This window comes from Caballeronia terrestris (genome assembly GCF_001544515.1).
Taxonomy (GTDB): Bacteria; Pseudomonadota; Gammaproteobacteria; order Burkholderiales; family Burkholderiaceae; genus Caballeronia; species Caballeronia terrestris.
In genome coordinates this window covers 1-1,600 of the sequence record NZ_FCOL02000364.1, presented here as the reverse complement: position 1 = coordinate 1,600, position 1,600 = coordinate 1, and the positions used below count along the sequence as shown (strand labels likewise).

The 1,600-nt window shown below is 57.2% G+C and carries 1 protein-coding gene and 1 pseudogene; one reads left to right on the top strand and one right to left on the bottom strand.

What is annotated here, in order from left to right; genetic code table 11:
• Window positions 1–238: 238 nt before the first annotated feature.
• Entirely contained in the window at window positions 239–730 is a 492-nt protein-coding gene (locus AWB67_RS42760; protein ID WP_235025593.1) for a hypothetical protein, read from the bottom strand.
• 51 nt (window positions 731–781) lie between these two features.
• Here AWB67_RS42760 and AWB67_RS37425 point away from each other — a divergent pair.
• A pseudogene (locus AWB67_RS37425) lies at window positions 782–1,425 on the top strand (MarR family winged helix-turn-helix transcriptional regulator).
• Window positions 1,426–1,600: the final 175 nt, after the last annotated feature.

The window sequence follows — 1,600 nt, the reverse complement described above, 5'->3', positions numbered from 1 at the left end:
TATAAAGGTGTTTCGCCATTTGTGTCTCACAAGTTCGATTCCAGCCATGCCTTCGCCCACGCGACCCCGCGCTCGTCGGCCGCCGCCTCGGTGTCAATGTAGCCAATGTCAGTTAAGTGGAAGATTTGCCCCAAATCTATCTCTCCCCACGGTCCATGCTCGACTTCGACCCAGGCGTGTCAAAAATGTCCTTTGTTTTCAGGGGCCGAAGCAATCGTCCCCTCTTTATGCTCGACTTTCATTGCGACTCTCTCCACAACCTTACCCACCGATTCTGTGGATAAGTCGATGCTTTATTGAAACGCAGTTTTAACCCATCTATCGGCTGTTGCCACCAGTTGGGCAGCAAACCGTCAGGCCACGGTGTATTTGTCTCATTGCAGTCGAAGTTAGCAACAGTGCTCCGCTTGATTTGGCTAGGCTTCGGCAGCCGGCCGCCTGCCATGACAATGACCATAGTTGTTGTCGATCCATTGCTTGGTCCACTCAATCCCGCGCTCATAGGCCCGCCACCTGTACACGCCGTTTTCAGATCGGAGAACACGAAGCGCTCGCCCTTGATTCGACTGTTCACCGCGCGAGAGCGGAAGACCTTCTGGGCTGAGAAAATCATCAGGAGCGCTTCGATCGTCGATCCGTTGTACTCGGCGAATCGACTCTTCCGCATGACCGCCCCCCATTCATCTCGAAGATAGTCTGAAAGGATAGGCGTCGACGCGATCTTCTTCAACGTTTCGGGTCGCTTAGAATGATGTCCTCCTCAAAAAAAAGCGGAGAAGTCATGTCCGAAGGTGTTTATGGGGAACAGGCGACAGGAAGAGTGACCCACGGTCTGCTGCGTCTGAGCATTGCGATGCGCAGCCAGGCTTCGGAATGGGCGGAAGCCGCGAAGCTCACCCCGACCCAGGGTGAAATACTCGTACTGCTGATGCAGCGCAAGGGTCCGATGCGGCTGGGCGAGATTGCGCGCAAAGCCGCGCTGACCGCCGCCACTACCAGCGACGCCGTGAGCACGCTGGAAGGCAAGGGACTCGGCGAAAAGCGTCGCGCAGTCGACGACAGGCGCGCCCTCGCCGTTCGTCTGACCGCCCGTGGACGCACAGCCGCCAAGCGCGCGTTGCAATGGCCAGACTTCCTGGCGAAGGCCGTCGGTACATTGCCCGACGACGAACAGGCGACGTCCTACCGCACGCTGCTCAAGACGATCCGTCAGCTTGAAGCACAGGAACGGATGCCACCGCATCGCATGTGCTTGTCGTGCGTGCACGTCGAGGCTAGCAAGTCTCCGAAGAAAACGCCGCATCGTTGCGCGCTACTTCAGATTTCGATGGCCGACACCGATCTGCGCCTTGATTGCTCGGTATACGAGGAAGCGGACGTCACGACGCAAAGTGAAGCTGGCAGATTTTCGCCCAGGCGGCCTGATCTATTACTGCTTCGTCATCGGGACTTCATTTCATACCCTTTAGCGCATAGAGACCGATAACCTCCAGGATCGCTCCGACAATAACAATGACGAGGCCGACGTAAGTGGTGGTTAGGTCTACCTTTGCGCCGAGAGCGTCCAGTCGAAGTCCGCGCAGCACGGGTTCGTCCGGCA